We start from the raw sequence: 15,107 nt of genomic DNA, 5'->3' as shown, positions 1-15,107 counted from the left end.
CCTCCTCATAAGGCTAACATGGGAAAGGCTAATGGCAAAATTGTGGCGGGGCCGCAAAGATTACACTGAAAGCTGATCACCGATCGGCAAGCGGCGTATCCGTTTGCCTGTCGCCCGGTATATGGCACCAAGAAGTGCTGGCGCAAAAGGCGGCATGGCTGGCTCCCCCATCCCTGTCGGGCTGTCGGCCCCTTCAATGATGTGGATATCGATCTCTTTCACGCTGCGGTCAATGCGCGCCATGTCATATTCATGGAAGTTGGTCTGCTCAACAGCTGCGTTCACAACGGTGATTTCCTGCCCCAGTGCCACGGATAGCGCGTCATGGATCGCCCCTTCAATCTGCGCCCGCACACCATTTGGGTTCACCACCAGCCCGCAATCTGTGGCGGATGTGACCTTATCAACAGTGATATAGCCATCGTCATCAACGCGGGCTTCCACCACATGCGCGACGTAGGTCTGGTGGGAATAATAGCCCGCGATCCCCATGCCAGAGCTCTCCGGCATCTTCTTGCCCCACCCGGCTTTTTTTGCAGCCAGCTTATAACATGCTGCCATGCGGCCTGTGTCCATCGGGTATTCTTCTGTGCCATAGGTGCGTGGCTCACCAAGCACGGAAAGCATGAACTCAAGCGTGTCCTTGCCTGCCATCTCGGCCAGTTCGTCCAGAAAGCCGAGCTGCGCGAAGGCGGAATTGATACTGCCTGGTGCCCGCCACGGCCCACGCGGCACGGGGCCGGGGAAAAACTTCTGCTTCATCACATGGTTGGGGATGATGCCGGTCTCAAAATTAAAGCCGGTCAGATCCTCGTACATCCAGCCAACGGGCGGCAATACGTCCGGGTCGAACGACTGGTACGGGCTCGCCTGCAGCTCCTCAAGCGCGATCAGCTTGCCGCTTTTATCCAGGCCCCCCTTCAGCTTATAGTTATTGGCGGCGCGGTAGCGGCACTGGGTTAGCTCGTCCTCGCGCATCCAGGTCACCTTCACTGGCTTTTTCACCGTCTTGGAAAGCCACACGGCTTCCGCCACATAATCCCGGTTATAGCGGCGCCCGAACGACCCACCGGGCCGACCAAGCTCAACATGGATATTTTCGGCTGGAATGCCCGTCACGATGCTGGTGATGTCCTGCACCCGACCAAGGGACTGTGTTGGCGCTTTTACATAAGCTTCATTCGTGCGCACATCTGCGACGGTTGAATGCGGCTCCATCAGCGCATGGGCGATATGGCGCACCGTATAAACCGCCTCATGGGTCTGCGTAGCTTCCTCAAGCGCAGCCGCCACATCACCATGGTTTCTCACGTTACCGTCATAATCGAGGATATCAAAACCTTCGCCAGCCGCGAGCAGCGCGTGGCTGCGCTTCTCGGCCTCAGCGGAGGAATATCCGGCGTATGGTCCGGCATCCCATTCGATCTCAAGAAGCTCTCGGGCTTTTTTTGCAGCCCAAAGGCTATCGGCCACCACAGCCACACCGGCCACCAGCTCTTCCACAACCGGGCTATCGGGCGCCTGCCACTCCATTACAATTATATCACGCACACCGGCTACCTGCCGCGCGGCAGTATCATCCACTGTGCGCACCTGCCCCCGGAAATGCGGGCAGCGCTCAATCACCGCATGCAGCATGCCATCCGCTTGCTGGTCGATCCCGAACACAGCCTTGCCTTGCACAATATCAGGCACGGCTTTCATGCGTTTTGGCTTGCCAATAATCCGGTAATCCTCCCGGGCCTTCAGGGGCACATCGTCACGTGGGCTCAGCTTCGCCACATCATCCAGAAGGTCAGCATACCTCAGGCTCTTGCCGTTCACGGGGTTTTTCACCACCGCCTTCTCGGTCGTGAGGCCGGTTGGCGCCACACCCCAGCGCGCGGCTGCGGCTCGGACAAACATATCACGCCCCTGCGCCCCAATGGTACGGAGCGGCTCCCAGCCGTATCTGGTGCTAATGCTTCCGCCTGCACCTTGCATATGATAGCGGTAGCGCATCTGCCCTTCCGCATTTCGCGCGCGCCGGAGCGGCAGGGTGTCAATCGTTACACGGTCCCAGTCCAGGTCAAATTCTTCGGCCAGCAGCATCGGCATGCTGGTGGAAGTGCCCTGCCCCATATCGGGCGTCACATTCATGATGGTCGCGCTATTGTCTGCATGGATTTTCAGAAGCGGCACTGTCATACCGTCCACCTGGTAGGTCAGTTCCTGCTGAGAGGCCGCAAAAAGCGCCCGTGGCGCCATAAACGTCAGCGCACCAGATGCCAGCACCAGCTGTAACGCTGTGCGGCGGGTGGTTTCAAAGTTGGTCATGTATCCCTCGCTCCGTTAAACTACGGCCTCCTGCATGATCAGAGAATACACCCATAGCGCGCCTTCGTCGCGTCAGCCCGCCGCATCCGGCTATCCACCTAACGCAAAAAGGCCAGCCTTTTGGGCCAGCCTTTCCGGTTTATATCTTGGGTTTGCCTGAGTTGGGAGGGGCTCATAGTAAAGGCATAGCGCTCGCCTAGGCTTTACGCAGAAAGCTGATCCCCAATCGGTAGTCGGCGAATACGTTTTCCAGTGGCGTTATAGATGGCATTCATCAAGGCTGGTGCAAATGGTGGAATGGCAGGTTCGCCCATACCTGTCGGATGTCCGTCACTTTCCATCAGATGGATTTCAATTTTTTTGGGTGCACGATCCATTCGCGCCATTACATAGCTATCGAAGTTGTCTTGTTGAACCGCCGCATTTTCTATTGTGATTTCCTGCGCCAGCGCCACCGAAAGGCCGTCATGGATTGAACCTTCAATCTGTGCAGCCACACCCAACGGATTGATGACCAACCCGCAGTCGGCGGCTGAGACCACACGTTCCACTGTCAGTTCTCCTTCTGTGACGGAAACCTCGATCACATGCGCCACATAGCTAAGATGAGAGTGATACCCCGCTATGCCTCGTCCCCACCCCTTAGGAAGCGGCGCGCCCCAGCCAGCCTTCTCCGCAGCGAATTTAAGACAGGCAGCCATGCGGCCAGTGTGCATTTCAAAGGGTCCCTCGATGCCTTCTGGCAAAAAACGAGGTTTACCGAGCACCTGCAACTGAAACTCTAACGGGTCCCGCCCAGCCTCGTGGGCCAACTCGTCCAGAAAACTCATCTGAGCAAAGGCGGTGTTCACACTGCCTGGAGCCCTCCAAGGGCCTCGGGGCACAGGGCCGGGTGTAAAACGTTGCTCCATCAGATGGTTTTTAACTATCCCGGCCTCAAAATGCCAACCCATCAGATCTTCATACGCCCATTCAACATTTACATCCCGGTCCTTGTGAAGACTAGGATAGTCAGACGCCTGCCGCTGCCTGAGCGCAATAAGATTACCGTCTCCATCAAGCCCGGCTGACATGTGATAGTGATTGGCGGCACGGTAGCGACATTGGGTTAGCTCGTCTTCACGGGTCCAGGTCACCTTCACTGGCTTTTTCAATACCTGCGACAGATGGATTGCCTCGGCCGGGTAATCCAGCTCCCAACGCCTGCCAAATGCCCCGCCAGACCGAGATACTTTCACATGGATATTTTCATGAGGAATTCCGGTCATCTGATGAGCCAGGTCCTGCCCCCGCGCCGGGAACTGGCAAGGATAATTGATGAATATCTTATCCTCACGCACGTCTGCTATCGCAGAATGCGGCTCCATGAGCGCATGCGCCACTCGGGGAACAATATATTTTGCCTCATATTTATGGGCCGCGGTATCATAGGCACCATAAAAATCACCCTCACGCCTTTCGCGCCCCTCATGATTCAAAAGCTCAAAACCCTCGCCACGGTCCAAGGTGGCGATGCTCGCGGCCTCTACTTTTGCAGATGAATAGCCCGCAAATGGGCCGCTATCCCATGTGATATCAAGGAGATCGCGTGCCTTTTTGGCCGCCCAGAAATTATCAGCGATAACGGCAATGGAAGCTACCAAAAGCCACGCCAAGGGACCGTCCGGATCCGACTGTTTGATCTCAACAATCTCTCGTACGCCCGGAACCTTCAGGGCTTCTGTTGCATCGAAGGACTTGACCGAGCCGGAAAAATGCGGGCAGCGGGCGATGACCGCGTGCACCATGCCTGCCATTTCCTGATCAAGACCAAAAATGGGCTTTCCTGTCACGATATCGCGCGCGGCCTTGGCGAGTTGTGGCCTGCCAATCAGGCGGTATTCACTTTTGTCCTTCAGCCGGACATTTTCGCGCGGCCTCAGCGCAGCAACAGTCTCCAGGAGGGCCGCGTAAGGGGCACGGCGACCGCTGGCCGGATCGATAACATGGCTATCGCGCGTCTGCAGGTCTTCTGCCCGCACCTTCCACAGGCTTGATGCCGCTCGCACAAACATATCCCGTCCCTGCGCACCCATTTTCGGCAAATTCCCCCACCCCCTGCGGATGCTGCCGCTGCCACCCGACGCCTGCCTGGAATGGGTGAAATGCATAGTGCCGTCGGCAGCGCGATGCCGGATGAGCTCCATCGTCTCAATGGTGACACGGGCCCAGTCCAGGTCCAGTTCTTCCACAATCATCAGGGGAATGCCCGTTGAGGTGCCTTGCCCCATGTCAGGATTAGGGCAATAGATCACAGCGCTATTGTCGGCGTTGATCCGCACCAGTGGTACGTCCATACCGTCACGCTGGTAATTTGGGGTATCCGTCCCCGCCGCTAACGCTGCACGCGGGTAGGCCAGAGTAAGCCCACCTGTTGCCATAATGAGTTTCAAAGTTGTACGACGATCAAGTAGCAGTTCAGCCATTTATAGTCTCCCGGTATGAGAGAAAAGCGTAGCTGAGCATTGCCCAGCCGTCTCCTCTGCTGGTCGCATCAGAACATCGCCTCAACGAAAAAACCCGCCAAAAGGCGGGCTTTAAATCGTTAGTTTAGGGCAATAATTAGCCGTCGAGCTTCGGTTTAAGAAGCTTGTTCACCATGCCTGGGTTGGCTTTGCCCCCGGTGGCTTTCATCACCTGCCCCACAAAGAAGCCGATCAGCTTGTCTTTGCCCGCACGGTACTGTTCAAGCTGGCCAGGGTTTGCCGCGATCACTTCGTCAATGATCTTCTCGATCTCGCCGGTATCGGAAACCTGCTTGAGGCCCTTCTCTTCGACGATCACGCCCGCATCCTTGCCGGTTTCGAACATGATCTCAAACACGTCCTTAGCGATCCGGCCTGAGATGGTGCCGTCTTCCACAAGCGCAAGCAACTCAGCACCCTGAGAAGCGCTCACAGGGCTTTCGTTCACTGTCTTGCCTGCTTTATTCAGCGCGCCGAACAGGTCACCGGTTACCCAGTTGGAAGCTTTGGCACCAAGGCCCTTTGCATCCTTGCCTGTGCTTTTGGCAAGTGCGGCGATCAGGTTTTCAAAATAGTCGCATGACTCTTTTTCTGCCACCAATACGCTGGCGTTATACTCAGGCAAGCCAAGCTCGTTCACAAAGCGTGCTTTTTTCTCGTCCGGCAGCTCGGGCAGGCTTTCGCGTGCGCTGTTCACAAACGCATCATCAAACTCAACCGGCAACAGGTCAGGATCTGGGAAATAGCGGTAGTCATGCGCTTCTTCTTTTGACCGCATGGACCGTGTTTCACCCTTATTCGGGTCAAACAGCCGGGTTTCCTGATCAATTTTGCCGCCAGCCTCGATGATATCCACCTGACGCTGTGCTTCATACTCAATGGCCTGACGCACAAAGCGGACCGAGTTCACGTTCTTGATCTCACAACGTGTGCCAAGGGGCTCACCCGCGCGGCGAACAGAAACGTTCACGTCTGCGCGCATGCTGCCTTGTTCCATGTTGCCGTCACAGCTACCGATATAGCGCAGGATGGTGCGAAGCTTGGTGAGGTAAGCACCGGCTTCCTCAGGGCTTGTCATATCCGGCTTGGAGACGATCTCCATCAGCGCAACGCCCGAGCGGTTCAGGTCCACATAGGTATATTGCGGGTGCTGGTCATGCATTGACTTGCCCGCATCCTGTTCGAGATGGATACGCTCAATGCCCACATCCTTGGTACGGCCCTCGCTCAGATCAAGCGTGATGGTGCCCTCACCCACGATCGGATGTTTGAACTGGCTGATCTGATATCCTTGCGGCAGGTCAGCGTAAAAATAGTTCTTCCGGTCAAAGACGGAGAATTTATTGATCTCGGCCCCAAGCGCCAACCCTGTACGCACCGCCTGGCGGATACATTCCGCATTGATGGTGGGCAGCATGCCGGGCATGGCTGCGTCCACAAGGCTTACCTGCGCGTTTGGCTCCGCGCCAAATTCGGTGGCAGCGCCTGAGAACAGCTTCGCGTTTGAGGTCACTTGTGCGTGCACTTCAAGGCCGATAACAACCTCAAAATCACCCGTGGCGCCCTGAATTACATATTTGCTCATGACGCTTACCTCCACCACTCTTCAGGTTTGGCCTTAAAGCCCGCGGCTTCCTCGATCACACCTGACACTTTAAACACTGTTTCTTCGTCCCATGCCTTGCCCAGCACCTGTAGCCCAAGCGGCAGGCCGCTGGCATCAAGTCCTGCGGGCACACTTGAGCCCGGGATACCGGCAAGCGACGCAGGCACGGTAAACACGTCATTCAAATACATGGCGATCGGGTCAGCCGACTTTTCACCAAACGCAAACGCAGCACTTGGTGCCGTTGGCGTGAGGATCGCATCCACGTTTTTGAAGGCTTCCTTGAAGTCGTTCGCGATAAGCTGGCGCACCTTCTGGGCTTTCAGGTAATAGGCATCATAATAGCCCGCAGAAAGCACATAGGTGCCGATCATGATCCGGCGCTTCACCTCATCACCAAAACCGGCCGCGCGGGTTGCTTCATACATATCGGCGAGGCCACCGCCTTCAACCAGTTCACGCAGGCCATAACGAACACCGTCATACCGCGCGAGGTTCGATGAGGCTTCGGCTGGTGCCACGATATAATAGGTTGGCAGCGCATATTTGGTGTGCGGCAGGGAGATGTTCACAATCTCGGCGCCCGCAGCTTTCATCCACTCAATGCCCTGGTTCCAAAGCGCCTCAATCTCAGCCGGCATGCCGTCGAGATGATATTCCTTTGGCACACCAATCTTCATACCGCGAATGTCGCCCGTAAGCGCCGCTTCGAAGTTTGGCACAGGCATATCAACGCTGGTGCTGTCTTTCACATCAAAGCCCGACATGCTTTCAAGCATGATGGCACCGTCGCGCACATTACGGGTGATCGGGCCAGCCTGATCAAGGCTACTTGCGAACGCCACCATGCCAAAACGACTGCAACGGCCGTATGTTGGTTTAATGCCAAAGGTGCCGGTGAAAGCCGCAGGCTGGCGGATAGACCCACCAGTGTCTGACGCAGTTGCGCCCATCGCGGCATAACCGGCAACAGATGCCACAGAACCACCGGATGAACCACCCGGCACAAAGTCATTGTTCGAGCCTTTGGCACGCCACGGGTTTTTCACCGGGCCATAATAGCTCGTCTCATTCGAGGACCCCATGGCGAACTCATCCATGTTGAGCTTGCCAAGCATCACAGCGCCATCGTCCCAGAGGTTCTGGCTCACGGAGCTTTCATACTCTGGCTTGAAACCATCCAGAATGTGCGAGCAAGCCTGTGTGTGCACACCCTTGGTGGCAAACAGGTCTTTGATGCCAACCGGAATGCCGGTCATGCCCTTGGCGTTACCGGCCTTGATCATGCCGTCCGCACGGTCAGCCATCTCAAGCGCCATGTCAGGGGTTTTGGCAACATAGGCATTGAGCGCGTCTGCTGCGTCCACAGCATTGATGTGGGCTTCTGTAAGCTCGCGGGAAGAAAGCTCACCTCTCGTGAGCAGGTCGCGCGCTTCCGCAATCGAAAGTTTGGTTAAATCACTCATACCATCCGCCCCTATTCAATCACTTTAGGCACAGCAAAAAAGCCGTACTCGCCACGCGGTGCATTCTTCAGCACCTTCTCCTGGCAGTTGCCATCGGTGATTTCGTCAGTGCGCCAACGGAGCTTCGCGTCCACCACGCTCGACATCGGTTCGATGTTATCGGTGTTCACCTCGTCAAGCTGCTCGACCCAGCCGAGAATATTGTTAAGCTCACCCGCAAGTGGCTCCAGCTTTTCATCTTCAATTTTAATACGCGCGAGCCGGGCAATCTTTGCCACTGTCGCCTTGTCTATGTTCGACATGAAAATTCCCTATGAACTGTCAGGAAAAACCCTAGAAATCAGCGCGGAACTTAACGCCAGATTGCGCTTCGGGCAAGCGTGAATGCGCCTCGGACTATATAAATTGGCGCTATTCGTGATCCTCAAGCCGGTCAAGCCGTCCGTAGGCAAAAAAATGGGTGATCTGCTCACCATCCGATGTCACCGGCAAATAGAGAATATTGAGCCGCACATGGGGCGGCGGCCCATGCCGTTCCTCGCTCACACCAATAACACCTGCGCGGCGGCTGTTTGCGGTATCGAGGGAGGCAACCAGCCGGTTCGCAACCTCCGGCTTGTGCACATCGCGCACCAGCTTGCCGGTTACGTCCGTATAGGCTGCGGCGGCGGCAGAACCGTGCAGGGTAACCCGCGCGTTCACCACACGGCCGCCCTCGTCCCATATGGGTTCCAGAAGCGCGATCCAGGGCAGATAGTCCTTCAGGGCTTTGGGGGATACATCTGACTTCAGGTTAAGCTTGCCTGGCTGGCGGCGGCCCCGGAAATAGGCGATAATTTCACCAAAATCGTCACCAAGCCCCAAGTCATCGCCCGCGTCAAACAGGCGATAGTCGCCAAGGCCATAGCCTTCCTTCTCACCGATCAGATCAATTTCTGAATCAAATGATGAAATTTTCGCCTCCCAAAGCCGGTTTGTCCGGCATATTTTCTATAAAATACACGTAATCTTAAAACTACATCCTGCCAAATGACCCGTCCAGCACTATCAGCATCACAAAAAGCTGAGATCTCAGGGCCTATTTTCTCCTTGCAATAACCCGGCCAGCATGCACCAAATCGGCAAAAGGAAGCCGCTAACTGCATGAGAAACCTGCCCGAAATCCGTGACGCCAAGCCGTCTGATGCAAAAGCCATGATCGCGTACCAAAAGCGCATCTATGAAAACGCCCAGCATATGGTGACGGCAGTGGATGAATTTGGCGTGGGCGTGTGGCGGCAACGTTTCTGGATCGCCCGCAAGGCAACCTCAAAGCTTGAGCGCTGCCTTGTGGCAACGCACGACGGCCACATCGTTGCCATGCTGGATAGCTGGACAGACCGCAGGCGCCGGGTCGCGCATTCAACCTCCTTTGCCATGTCTGTGGCTGAAGGCTGGCGCTGCAAGGGCCTGGGCAAAAAACTGCTTTCACATTTTATTGTCTGGGTGCAAAAACACCCGACGCTTGAGCGTATTGAGCTGCATGTTCACGCAGACAACACCCATGCAATTGAGTTATATACTCAGCTTGGGTTCACGCTTGAGGGAACACGCAAAAATGCCGTCCGCTATGAAGACGGCCGCATTGTTGATGACCATATCATGGCGCTTTGGCCGGGTAAGCTCAATAAAGCCATATAGGCACCGCCGGAGGGGGAGAGAAAAGATGGCGAAACATAAAACCGCACCTGCTGCGAAATTCCTGCTGGCGATTGCCGCGGTCATCGTATTGATCCTGATCGCCGGTGTGCTTTTTACCAGCAATCAAGGCACCATGCTGCGCTGGGCTTTTGTACCAACGCATGAGATCGCAAGCGAAGACCAAGGCACCGCACCGGATTATGCCGATGAGAGCGCATGGGCCGCGCGCCCCGGCGCCGAAAGCCAGGCCACCATGCTGCCGGAAGGTGTTGTGCAAACCATGATGCTGCCGGAGGTAGATGTCTTTTACATCCACCCCACCACTTATATGAGCAAGGACCGCTGGAACGCGGAACTGGAAGGCGATGAAGCCGCCGTGCGCAGGCGCGGTAACTTCACCATGCGCTATCAGGCCAGCGCCTTTAACCTCGCGGGCCAGGTATATGCCCCCAAATACCGGCAGGCGGCTTTTGGTGCCTTTTTTGATGAAAGTGGCCAGGGTGTACAGGCCATTGTGCGTGCCCACGCTGACGTCCTTGCCGCGTTTGACTATTATCTGGCTAACGATAACGCTGGTCGCCCCTTCATCCTCGCGGGTCATAGCCAGGGGGCGCTGCATACGCTCCTTTTGCTGGCGGAGCGTATCTCCCCCATCCCTGAGCTGCGGGACCGCATGGTCGCGGCCTATATCATCGGCTGGCCCGTCAGCATTGAAGGGGACCTCGCTGCCCTTGACGACATCGGCGCCTGTGAAAGTGCGAAGGAAACGGGCTGCGTGATCTCTTATCAGAGCTTCTCAAAAGACGGTGACCCAAGCAGCCTTCTTGAGATGTTCGCAAAAACACCGGGCCTCAACGGCAAAGCCCGCGCTGGCACCACCATGCTCTGCACCAACCCGCTCAACTGGCACGTTGGTGGCAAAGCCAGCCGCGAAGCCAACCTTGGTGCTATTGAGCTGCTGCCGGACCCCGGCCCGATCTCAGCCCCCATTCAGGGCCTAACGGGTGCGCGCTGTGGCCAGCGCGGCGCGCTTTATCTTACCGAGCCACCGCAGGGTAGCTGGCGCGAGTTCCTGATGACCGGTGAGAATTATCACGGGTATGACATCAACCTCTTTTACATGAACATCCGCGCCAATGCCGCCGCACGCGCCAAAGCATGGCTGGAGGCCAACCGTTGAGCGCGCAGGTTACCATTCTTGAGCTGAAAGCCCGGATGAAACCGCGCCAGCGCCTTTTGGGCATGGACCCGGGCACCAAAACCATTGGCCTCGCGCTCTCGGACATCACCTTCACCGTCGCTACGCCGCTTGAGATCATCCGCCGCAAGCGCTTCAAGGATGATGTGGCGCGGCTGGAGGTTTTGGTGGCAGAGCATAACATCGGGGGTTTTATTATCGGCTGGCCGGTGAATATGGACGGCAGCGAAGGCCCACGCTGCCAATCTGTGCGTGCCTTCGCAGATAACCTTGCCAAGGTCTTTGACCTGCCGCAGGTTCTTTGGGACGAACGCTTGTCCACAAGCGCGGTTGAGCGTACCCTTCTTGAAGCAGACAGCAGCCGCGCACGCCGTAAAGACGTAATCGATAAAATGGCGGCGGCATACATCCTTCAAGGAGCCCTTCATGCGCTTTGACCCGGAAATCAGCATTGACAATGGCCCGAATATCGACAGCCTTTTGCGCGCCAACTTCCCCACCGAATTTGAAGCCAATCTGGTTAAAAAACTGAGGACGGCAGAACGCATGTGCGCGGAACACGGGCTTTGGGATCAGGGCTCGCTGGTCGGCTATATTGGCTACAGCCCCGTGCGCATTGAGGGCCTCGATAGCACACGCCAAATCTGGGGCCTTGGCCCAATGGCCGTTGACACTGCACACCAAAGACAAGGCGTTGGTGGTCAGTTCCTGGAGGAAAGCCTCGCGGCGATCGAGGCGGATGCGCTTGTACTTCTGGGCCACACCAGCTTCTACGGGAAAGTGGGCTTTCTGCCCGCGGCAGACTTTGGCCTCACCTTCAGCGACAATGACGCCCAAAACGCGCATTTCATGGCGCTTGAATGCTGGAAAGGCGCGCTTGAAGGCCATGCGGGCCGCGTGGTGTACGAGCGTGCATTTTATGAGGAGTAAAGTCTAGTGGCCCGCAAACCCCATAAAATACCCCTGCCCGGTCAGCCGGTGAAAGGCTCAACTTCGGGTCGCCCGATCATGGCGGCGCTTGACCTTCTGGGTCGCCGGTGGAGCCTGCGCATCATTTGGGAGCTGCGCGACGCCCCGGTCGGCTTTCGCGAAATGCAGGCGCGGTGTGGTGGCATGTCACCCACCGTTCTATCCACCCGGCTAAAGGAACTGGAAGCCGCCAAGATCATCGCTACTGATGAAGATCGCCGCTGGTGCCTGACTGCCACGGGACAAGACCTCATCAAGGCTTTTGGCCCCTTGCACACATGGGCGGAACGCTGGGCGGAGGAATTCTAGAAAGCCCACCCCGCATCTCTCCCCCACCGCTCCGCGTACCACGAACCCCATAAAATCACCTACCCCTCTTGAAAGCTCGCATCTCAACGCTACTTTTTTAGTATCGATACAATTTCAGTATCAATCTAGGAGAATTCAGATGTCTTTCACCCCAGCCGTTGCACCGCTTGAACCACCCTATGAACCCGCCATGGAGGCCACGCTCAGAAAATGGATGCCACCGGGCGCCCCGTTTGAGCCGCTTACGCTTTTCCGCGCGCTCGGCAAAAACGAAAGCCTGATGGAAGCCATGCTGCCGCTTGGGCGGTATTTTCTTGGCAAAGCGTCGCCCTTAAGCCTGCGCACGCGGGAGCTGGTGATCCTGCGCGCCTGCGCCCGTGCAGAGTGTGAATATGAATGGGGCGTGCATGTCACCGCCTTTGCGGATGCCGCCGGCCTGAGCGCAGACGATATATCAGCGGTAACTTCAGGCAAGTCGGATGACAATCGCTGGACAACGGCGGAACGCACTGCCCTTCTCGCCTGTGATGACATCATGGGCCGCGCGATACTCTCGGAGCCTGTTAAAACCCAGCTTGGCGTACATTATAGCGAATCTGAGATCATGGCCCTTATCACGCTGGTGTCGTGGTACCGCCTGATCGCCACCGTCGCCAATAGCTGCTGCGCCGCGCCCGAGGCCTGGGCAGCCCGCTTTTCTGTATAGAACACCAGCTAGGCTGCGATTGGGGAAAAGCGGTTAAATTTCGTTTTGAACAAGTACTTGCGAGCATCGGCATTTGCCCCTATAAGGCCAGCTTGATGAGCAAGCAAACGACCGAAACGGCATCTTACCCGCGCGCGGAAGTCTCTCCGCCCTCGGGCCAGCTTTTCCCCCACAAACATCTCCTTGGTATCTGGGCGCTAGACCCCACGGCAATCAAGTATCTGCTTGATACGGCTGACGGTTACGCAGAGCAGAACAGGCAGGCGAAAAAGTCCACCGACAAATGCGATGGCCTGACGCAGATCAACCTGTTTTTCGAGAACTCCACCCGGACCCTGATGAGCTTTGAGATCGCAGGCAAGCGCCTCGGCATGGATGTGACCTCCATGTCCACCGGCTCAAGTTCGATCAAGAAGGGGGAAACTCTCCTTGATACCGCCGCGACGCTGAACGCCATGCACCCTGATGTGCTGGTAATGCGCCACGCAGACAGTGGTGCGGTGAAGCTCTTGTCCGAGAAGATGGACTGCGCGGTGATCAACGCGGGCGACGGCCGGTCTGAACACCCGACACAGGCGCTTCTTGATGCGCTGACCATTCGCCGCCGCAAAGGCAAGATCCACGGCCAGACCATTGTGATCTCAGGCGACGTGGCACACAGCCGGGTTGCTCGCTCCAACATATATCTCCTCAACGCCATGGGCGCGCGGGTGCGGCTTGTAGCCCCGCCCACGCTGCTGCCCAAGGATGTAGACAGGCTTGGCGTTGAGGTTTTCCACCGCATGGACGAAGGCCTTGAAGGCGCAGATGTGGTGATGATGCTCAGGCTACAGCAGGAGCGCATGCAGGGTGCTTTCCTGCCCAGCCTGCGCGAATATTACCAGTTCTGGGGCCTGACCCATGAAAAGCTGAAATACGCCAAGGATGATGTTCTGGTGATGCATCCCGGCCCGATGAACCGGGGCGTTGAGATCGCCTCGGATGTGGCGGATGACCTGGACCGTTCCGCGATTGAGGAACAGGTGGAGATGGGTGTGGCTGTGCGCATGGCCTGCCTTGATATCCTGACAAAAGGCCTGAGGGGGGAGAGCGACACATGAGCATCGCCTATATAAACGCCCGCCTGATGGACCCAAAAACCGGGCTGGACAGCAAAGGTACGCTGGTAACCAGCGGTGAGGTGATCACGGCTTTTGGCGCTGACGTCAAGGTGCCGGACGGTGCCGAGGTGGTAGACTGCAAGGGCCGTATCCTCTGCCCCGGCTTTATTGATATGCGCGCCCACAGAGTGGACGCGGAATCCGCGCTCAAGGGCGGCATCACCACCGTTATCCTCCAGCCCGACCAGACCACAGTTATTGATACGGACGCGGTTGTTGAACGTATCCGCCGCCGCGCGGAAGACAGCGAAACGGTGAATGTGTTCCCCATGGGGGTTGCGACCCGCTCCATGCAGGGTGAACAGATCGCCGAGATTGGCCAGATGCTGCAATCAGGCGCCGTGGCCTTCACCGATTGCCGCACACCGGTTTCTGACAGTCAAGTTATGCGGCGGCTTCTTGAATATTCAACCTACTTTGGCGCACTCATCGTTCAGTTCGCGGAAGACAAAAGCCTCGCGAACGGTGCGGTTGCCCATGAGGGTGAGATCGCAACACGGCTTGGCCTTTCCGGCGTGCCGTCGGCTGCTGAAGTAATCCAGATCGAACGTGACGCCCGGCTCGCGGAGCTTGTGGGCGCGCGTATTCACTTCGCGCTGATTTCAAGCCGCGAAGGCGTGGACGCCATTCGTGCCGCCAAAAAGCGTGGTGTGAAGGTCACCTGCTCCACCGCGCCGCATTATCTGCATCTCAATGACAATGCCCTGGAGGGATACCGCACGTTTGCGAAAGTCCGCCCGCCGCTGCGCTCAGAGGAAGACCGCTTGGCGCTGATTTCGGGCCTTGCGGACGGCACCATTGATACCCTCGTGTCCGACCATGACCCAAAAAGTGCAGACGTGAAGCGCCTGCCCTTTGGTCAGGCTGCGGAAGGCATGGTCGGGTTTGAGACCATGCTGGCGCTCGCGCTTGGCAGTGTACACGCGGGCAAGGTTGAACTGATGACACTTCTGAAAGCCATCACCAGCACACCGGCTGAGCTTCTTGGCCTGCCGTCCGGCAAGCTGGAGGCTGGCGCGCCCGCTGATCTCGTGATCTTTGACCCGGAAAAGCCGTGGCGCATTGTGCAGGACGACCTGCTTTCAAGTGCGAAGAACATGCCGTTTGACACGCTGCCCGTTCAAGGGCAGGTTTGGCGGACGATTGTCGCAGGCAAGGCACTATATTCTGCCTGACAGGTCAGTGATGGGTGA

General features: G+C 57.1%; 14 protein-coding genes. 8 read left to right on the top strand and 6 right to left on the bottom strand.

Features of this window, described 5'->3' with window-relative positions; genetic code table 11:
• Window positions 1-60 precede the first annotated feature (60 nt).
• The 6 genes from ACN0XZ_RS05420 to ACN0XZ_RS05395 form a co-directional block, all read right to left on the bottom strand.
• Window positions 61-2,316, bottom strand: a complete 2,256-nt coding sequence (locus ACN0XZ_RS05420) for a molybdopterin cofactor-binding domain-containing protein (protein ID WP_417456711.1) — start codon at window positions 2,314-2,316, stop codon at window positions 61-63.
• Window positions 2,317-2,519: 203 nt separating this feature from the next.
• Complete coding sequence (locus tag ACN0XZ_RS05415; RefSeq protein WP_417456710.1) at window positions 2,520-4,781, bottom strand: molybdopterin cofactor-binding domain-containing protein; 2,262 nt, start codon at window positions 4,779-4,781, stop codon at window positions 2,520-2,522.
• Window positions 4,782-4,917: 136 nt separating this feature from the next.
• Window positions 4,918-6,405 carry an Asp-tRNA(Asn)/Glu-tRNA(Gln) amidotransferase subunit GatB gene (gene gatB / locus ACN0XZ_RS05410; RefSeq protein ID WP_417456709.1) on the bottom strand — a complete coding sequence of 496 codons (1,488 nt, stop codon included), beginning with the start codon at window positions 6,403-6,405 and terminating at the stop codon, window positions 4,918-4,920.
• Between the two features lie 5 nt (window positions 6,406-6,410).
• Complete coding sequence (gene gatA / locus ACN0XZ_RS05405) at window positions 6,411-7,892, bottom strand: Asp-tRNA(Asn)/Glu-tRNA(Gln) amidotransferase subunit GatA (RefSeq protein WP_417456708.1); 1,482 nt, start codon at window positions 7,890-7,892, stop codon at window positions 6,411-6,413.
• 11 nt (window positions 7,893-7,903) lie between these two features.
• The gene (gene gatC, locus ACN0XZ_RS05400) at window positions 7,904-8,194 is read right to left on the bottom strand and encodes an Asp-tRNA(Asn)/Glu-tRNA(Gln) amidotransferase subunit GatC (protein ID WP_417456707.1); all 291 of its coding nucleotides are present in this window, start codon (window positions 8,192-8,194) and stop codon (window positions 7,904-7,906) included.
• 109 nt (window positions 8,195-8,303) lie between these two features.
• On the bottom strand, window positions 8,304-8,756 hold the full coding sequence (locus tag ACN0XZ_RS05395) for a hypothetical protein (protein WP_417456706.1): 453 nt from the start codon (window positions 8,754-8,756) through the stop codon (window positions 8,304-8,306).
• Between the two features lie 279 nt (window positions 8,757-9,035).
• Here ACN0XZ_RS05395 and ACN0XZ_RS05390 point away from each other — a divergent pair, with 279 nt between their 5' ends.
• From ACN0XZ_RS05390 to pyrC, 8 genes are all read left to right on the top strand, one after another.
• Complete coding sequence (locus ACN0XZ_RS05390) at window positions 9,036-9,572, top strand: GNAT family N-acetyltransferase (protein WP_417456705.1); 537 nt, start codon at window positions 9,036-9,038, stop codon at window positions 9,570-9,572.
• A gap of 25 nt (window positions 9,573-9,597) precedes the next feature.
• The gene (locus ACN0XZ_RS05385; RefSeq protein ID WP_417456704.1) at window positions 9,598-10,752 is read left to right on the top strand and encodes a DUF3089 domain-containing protein; all 1,155 of its coding nucleotides are present in this window, start codon (window positions 9,598-9,600) and stop codon (window positions 10,750-10,752) included.
• A 35-nt stretch (window positions 10,753-10,787) separates the two neighbouring features.
• Window positions 10,788-11,207 carry a Holliday junction resolvase RuvX gene (ruvX, locus tag ACN0XZ_RS05380; protein ID WP_417457565.1) on the top strand — a complete coding sequence of 140 codons (420 nt, stop codon included), beginning with the start codon at window positions 10,788-10,790 and terminating at the stop codon, window positions 11,205-11,207.
• Complete coding sequence (locus tag ACN0XZ_RS05375; RefSeq protein WP_417456703.1) at window positions 11,197-11,700, top strand: GNAT family N-acetyltransferase; 504 nt, start codon at window positions 11,197-11,199, stop codon at window positions 11,698-11,700. The genes ruvX and ACN0XZ_RS05375 overlap by 11 nt, the downstream gene beginning before the upstream one ends.
• A gap of 78 nt (window positions 11,701-11,778) precedes the next feature.
• Complete coding sequence (locus ACN0XZ_RS05370) at window positions 11,779-12,048, top strand: winged helix-turn-helix transcriptional regulator (protein ID WP_417457564.1); 270 nt, start codon at window positions 11,779-11,781, stop codon at window positions 12,046-12,048.
• A 139-nt stretch (window positions 12,049-12,187) separates the two neighbouring features.
• A complete protein-coding gene (locus ACN0XZ_RS05365; protein WP_417456702.1) occupies window positions 12,188-12,754 on the top strand; it encodes a carboxymuconolactone decarboxylase family protein in 567 nt (188 codons plus the stop codon).
• A 95-nt stretch (window positions 12,755-12,849) separates the two neighbouring features.
• Window positions 12,850-13,854, top strand: coding sequence for an aspartate carbamoyltransferase catalytic subunit (locus ACN0XZ_RS05360; protein ID WP_417456701.1), 1,005 nt, complete (start codon window positions 12,850-12,852; stop codon window positions 13,852-13,854).
• On the top strand, window positions 13,851-15,089 hold the full coding sequence (gene pyrC / locus ACN0XZ_RS05355; RefSeq protein WP_417456700.1) for a dihydroorotase: 1,239 nt from the start codon (window positions 13,851-13,853) through the stop codon (window positions 15,087-15,089). Before ACN0XZ_RS05360 ends, pyrC begins: the two co-directional genes overlap by 4 nt.
• Window positions 15,090-15,107 lie beyond the last annotated feature (18 nt).

The organism is Kordiimonas sp., assembly GCF_048264555.1.
In the GTDB taxonomy this organism is placed as follows: domain Bacteria; phylum Pseudomonadota; class Alphaproteobacteria; order Sphingomonadales; family Kordiimonadaceae; genus Kordiimonas.
The sequence above is the reverse complement of the archived record's forward strand: the minus strand, read 5'-3'. Positions and strand labels throughout refer to the sequence as shown.

Coding starts and splice junctions, on each gene's coding strand:
- ACN0XZ_RS05420 (WP_417456711.1), bottom strand. CDS start 2,316: ATGACCAACTTTGAAACCACCCGCCGCACAGCGTTACAGCTGGTGCTG.
- gatA (WP_417456708.1), bottom strand. CDS start 7,892: ATGAGTGATTTAACCAAACTTTCGATTGCGGAAGCGCGCGACCTGCTC.
- ACN0XZ_RS05385 (WP_417456704.1), top strand. CDS start 9,598: ATGGCGAAACATAAAACCGCACCTGCTGCGAAATTCCTGCTGGCGATT.
- ACN0XZ_RS05390 (WP_417456705.1), top strand. CDS start 9,036: ATGAGAAACCTGCCCGAAATCCGTGACGCCAAGCCGTCTGATGCAAAA.
- ACN0XZ_RS05415 (WP_417456710.1), bottom strand. CDS start 4,781: ATGGCTGAACTGCTACTTGATCGTCGTACAACTTTGAAACTCATTATG.
- gatB (WP_417456709.1), bottom strand. CDS start 6,405: ATGAGCAAATATGTAATTCAGGGCGCCACGGGTGATTTTGAGGTTGTT.
- ACN0XZ_RS05375 (WP_417456703.1), top strand. CDS start 11,197: ATGCGCTTTGACCCGGAAATCAGCATTGACAATGGCCCGAATATCGAC.
- ACN0XZ_RS05360 (WP_417456701.1), top strand. CDS start 12,850: ATGAGCAAGCAAACGACCGAAACGGCATCTTACCCGCGCGCGGAAGTC.
- gatC (WP_417456707.1), bottom strand. CDS start 8,194: ATGTCGAACATAGACAAGGCGACAGTGGCAAAGATTGCCCGGCTCGCG.
- ACN0XZ_RS05365 (WP_417456702.1), top strand. CDS start 12,188: ATGTCTTTCACCCCAGCCGTTGCACCGCTTGAACCACCCTATGAACCC.
- ruvX (WP_417457565.1), top strand. CDS start 10,788: ATGAAACCGCGCCAGCGCCTTTTGGGCATGGACCCGGGCACCAAAACC.
- pyrC (WP_417456700.1), top strand. CDS start 13,851: ATGAGCATCGCCTATATAAACGCCCGCCTGATGGACCCAAAAACCGGG.
- ACN0XZ_RS05370 (WP_417457564.1), top strand. CDS start 11,779: ATGGCGGCGCTTGACCTTCTGGGTCGCCGGTGGAGCCTGCGCATCATT.